Origin of the sequence: Pseudomonas sp. PS01270 (assembly GCF_029959775.1) — a bacterium.
GTDB classification, from domain to species: Bacteria; Pseudomonadota; Gammaproteobacteria; order Pseudomonadales; family Pseudomonadaceae; genus Aquipseudomonas; species Aquipseudomonas atacamensis.
In genome coordinates this window covers 1-3,012 of the sequence record NZ_JASCPT010000239.1, presented here as the reverse complement: position 1 = coordinate 3,012, position 3,012 = coordinate 1, and the positions used below count along the sequence as shown (strand labels likewise).

Annotated in this window: 5 protein-coding genes; 3 read left to right on the top strand and 2 right to left on the bottom strand. The window is 61.9% G+C overall.

Annotation, left to right across the window (positions count from 1 at the left end):
• Positions 1-118: 118 nt before the first annotated feature.
• Positions 119-583, bottom strand: a complete 465-nt coding sequence (locus QMX86_RS27785; protein ID WP_282387776.1) for a TlpA disulfide reductase family protein — start codon at positions 581-583, stop codon at positions 119-121.
• 113 nt (positions 584-696) lie between these two features.
• Here QMX86_RS27785 and arsC point away from each other — a divergent pair, with 113 nt between their 5' ends.
• The 3 genes from arsC to QMX86_RS27770 are packed head-to-tail and all read left to right on the top strand — an operon-like array spanning position 697 to position 2,068.
• Positions 697-1,050: an arsenate reductase (glutaredoxin) gene (gene arsC / locus QMX86_RS27780; protein WP_282387778.1), complete on the top strand. Its 354-nt coding sequence runs from the start codon at positions 697-699 to the stop codon at positions 1,048-1,050.
• Entirely contained in the window at positions 1,047-1,643 is a 597-nt protein-coding gene (gene wrbA / locus QMX86_RS27775; protein ID WP_122611650.1) for an NAD(P)H:quinone oxidoreductase, read from the top strand. Before arsC ends, wrbA begins: the two co-directional genes overlap by 4 nt.
• Positions 1,643-2,068, top strand: coding sequence for a DUF2069 domain-containing protein (locus QMX86_RS27770; protein WP_243240919.1), 426 nt, complete (start codon positions 1,643-1,645; stop codon positions 2,066-2,068). The genes wrbA and QMX86_RS27770 overlap by 1 nt, the downstream gene beginning before the upstream one ends.
• Positions 2,069-2,203: 135 nt before the next feature.
• On the opposite strand, the gene QMX86_RS27765 is transcribed toward QMX86_RS27770, so the two are convergent.
• The gene (locus QMX86_RS27765) at positions 2,204-2,878 is read right to left on the bottom strand and encodes a DNA-3-methyladenine glycosylase I (RefSeq protein ID WP_016773632.1); all 675 of its coding nucleotides are present in this window, start codon (positions 2,876-2,878) and stop codon (positions 2,204-2,206) included.
• Positions 2,879-3,012: the final 134 nt, after the last annotated feature.

Sequence of the window (3,012 nt, the reverse complement as noted above, 5' to 3'; positions counted from 1 at the left end):
CTGTGGCGAGGGGATTCCTCCCCGTTGGGCTGCGTAGCAGCCCTGAGTTTGCAGTTCGCCCGGAACTGCGCATGGGGCCGCTTCGCGACCCAACGGGGATGAATCCCCTCGCCACAGGTTACTTGTTCCGCAATGCCTCCAGCTTCGCCATTACCCCCGCCGCCGTCTGCTCACCGAGCAACTGCTCACGCACCTTGCCCTTGTCATCGATGATGAACGTCACCGGCAGCGCCTCACTGCGCGGCAGGTCGAACAGCTCGGCCGGATCCTGCGCCAGCACGGTGAACTTGATGCCGAGTTTTTCGCTCGCCTCTTTCAATTCCGCGCCCTGCACGTTGTCGAAGTTGACCCCGAACACACCGACGTTGTTGCTCTTGAGCTCATCAGCCAAATGATTCAGCTCGGGAATTTCCGTGCGGCACGGGCCACACCATTCGGCCCAGTAGTTAAGCACCACCCATTGTTTGTCCAGACGTTCGGACGCAACCTTCTGGCCGTTCTGGTCGATGCCGTAATCATTGCCGCAGCCCCCCAGCATCAACGCCCCGATTATCGTCAATGCCGCTGCCAATCGTCGTGTCATGTCGTGTTCCTTGTGAAAATTCGAAAGCGCCTGCGACCCATCGCCTCTGACGGTTCTGGATTGCGCGCCGCACAGTTAGAATAGCCGCCACTTTACGCCAGAAGCGACCCGCCATGACCGATCTGACGCTTTATCACAATCCGCGCTGCTCGAAATCCCGCGGCGCGCTGGAACTGCTCGAAGCCCGCGGCTTGACTCCGACTGTCGTGCGCTACCTGGAAACGCCGCTCAGCGCCACGCAGATCAAGGCCCTGCTCGGCAAGCTCGGGATCAGCGCGCGGCAGCTGCTGCGCAGCGGTGAAGAGGAATACAAAACCCTGAACCTGGCCGACGCCAGCCTCAGCGAGCAGCACCTGATCGACGCCATCGCCGCGCACCCGAAACTCATGGAGCGGCCGATTCTGGAAGTCGGCGACAAGGCCGTCATCGGTCGCCCGCCGGAAAACGTGCTGGAGTTGTTGCCATGAGCACGCCGTACATTCTGGTTCTCTATTACAGCCGCAACGGTTCGACCAACGAGATGGCCCGGCAGATCGCCCGTGGCATCGAGCAGGCCGGAATGGAAGCGCGTCTGCGCACGGTGCCAGCGATTTCCACCGAATGCGAAGCGGTAGCGGCGGATATTCCCGCTGAAGGTGCGCTCTACGCCAGCCTCGATGATTTGAAGAACTGCGCCGGCCTCGCCTTGGGCAGTCCGACGCGTTTCGGCAACATGGCCGCGCCGCTCAAGTACTTCCTCGACGGCACCAGCAACCTCTGGCTGACCGGCGCGCTGGTCGGCAAACCGGCCGGCGTGTTCACCTCCACCGCCAGCCTGCACGGCGGTCAGGAAACCACGCTGCTGTCGATGATGTTGCCGCTGTTGCATCACGGCATGTTGATCACCGGCCTGCCCTACAGCGAATCGGCCCTGCTCGAAACCGAAGGTGGCGGCACGCCGTATGGCGCCAGCCATCACGCCGGTGCCGACGGCAAGAACGGTCTCGACCAGCACGAAGTAGCGCTGTGTCGCGCACTCGGTCTGCGCCTGGCAAAAACCGCGCAGAAACTGGTGGGCTGATGGCGAAGAAGCCGAAAGTCCTGCCCTCGATAGAGTGGCTTGAGCCACGGGTCAAGGCGATGCGCGTGCTCAGCCTGCTGAGCTTTTTCGCCCTCGCCGGCTTGCTCGCTGTTTATTACCTGCTGTTCGCCGATCTGCATGGCGCGCGGCCGTGGGTGATTCTGCTGGTCGAGCTGATCCCGTGGCTGGTGCTCGCCCCGGCGATGATCATGGGCAGCGCCCGTGGCCATTCGTGGATGTGTTTTGTGGTGAACCTGTACTTCATCAAAGGCGCCCTGGCGGCGTACGACCCCAACCGGCAGTTGTTCGGCCTGCTGGAAATGGCCGCAAGCCTGGCGGTGTTCTGCTCGGCGCTGCTGTATGTGCGCTGGCGCTATCAGTTGAATCGCAAATTGGCTGGCGAAGGCGAGAACAGCGTCGCCTGACCGATCGCCATCAGTTGCTACACCGATCGTTCCCACGCTCTGCGTGGGAATGCATCCAGAGACGCTCTGCGTCTCAGGGACGCGGAGCGTCCCGGGCGGCGTTCCCACGCGGAGCATGGGAACGATCGGATTGACTCAATGGTTGACGGTATAGGCGAGCATCATCGAAATCTGGCTCATCGGCCGTCCGCCGCTCTGTTCGTGCCACTGGTTGAACGCGTTCTGCACCGTCGCCAGATCGCGCTGGCTGGTCGGCACTTTGTCGACGATCTTCTGCGCATTAAGCGCCGCGACCACGTCGTAGCTCGGCACGAACGTGTCCTTGCCGACCATGCGCAAAAAGCGTGGCGCCGACAGCCCGCCGAGTTGGTGGCCGTGCTTTTTCAGATAGGTCCACAGACCGACGATATCGGTCACTGGCCAGTCGGCGATCAGCGCGCCGAAGCTGCCCTTGTCCTTTTCCACATCGAGAATGAACTGCGCATTGCGCGGCACGCTTTTCAGCTTGCCCAGATGGCGGATGATCCGCGCGTCCTGCATCAGGCGCTCAAGGTGTTCGGCGCTCATCAGCACAACTTTTTCCGGATCAAACTTGAAGAACACTTCTTCGAACGCCGGCCACTTGGCGTCGACCAGGCTGTGCTTGAGCCCGGCGCGAAAAACCCGCAAGGCCATGGTCGAGAGATAGCGGTCGTCGCGGATCTTGCGCAGTTGTGCGGGGGTCTTGGGAACGGGCAGATGGGCTTCCAGTTCAGCCGCCGAACCGAAACGGTTCAGACAGTATTCGTGCAGCCACTTGTAATCGCGCATGCCCTCTCCTGAGGTTTGGAAATGAATAACACCTGCAGCAGCAGGCCCCTGTGGCGAGGGGATTCATCCCCGCTGGGCTGCGCAGCAGACCCCGAGATTTTGGGGCCGCTTCGCGCCCCAGCGGGGATGAATCC

What these genes read in the sequence shown, in the direction of transcription:
- QMX86_RS27785 (WP_282387776.1), bottom strand. Translation starts at nt 583, where the DNA reads ATGACACGACGATTGGCAGCGGCATTGACGATAATCGGGGCGTTGATG.
- QMX86_RS27770 (WP_243240919.1), top strand. Translation starts at nt 1,643, where the DNA reads ATGGCGAAGAAGCCGAAAGTCCTGCCCTCGATAGAGTGGCTTGAGCCA.
- QMX86_RS27765 (WP_016773632.1), bottom strand. Translation starts at nt 2,878, where the DNA reads ATGCGCGATTACAAGTGGCTGCACGAATACTGTCTGAACCGTTTCGGT.
- wrbA (WP_122611650.1), top strand. Translation starts at nt 1,047, where the DNA reads ATGAGCACGCCGTACATTCTGGTTCTCTATTACAGCCGCAACGGTTCG.
- arsC (WP_282387778.1), top strand. Translation starts at nt 697, where the DNA reads ATGACCGATCTGACGCTTTATCACAATCCGCGCTGCTCGAAATCCCGC.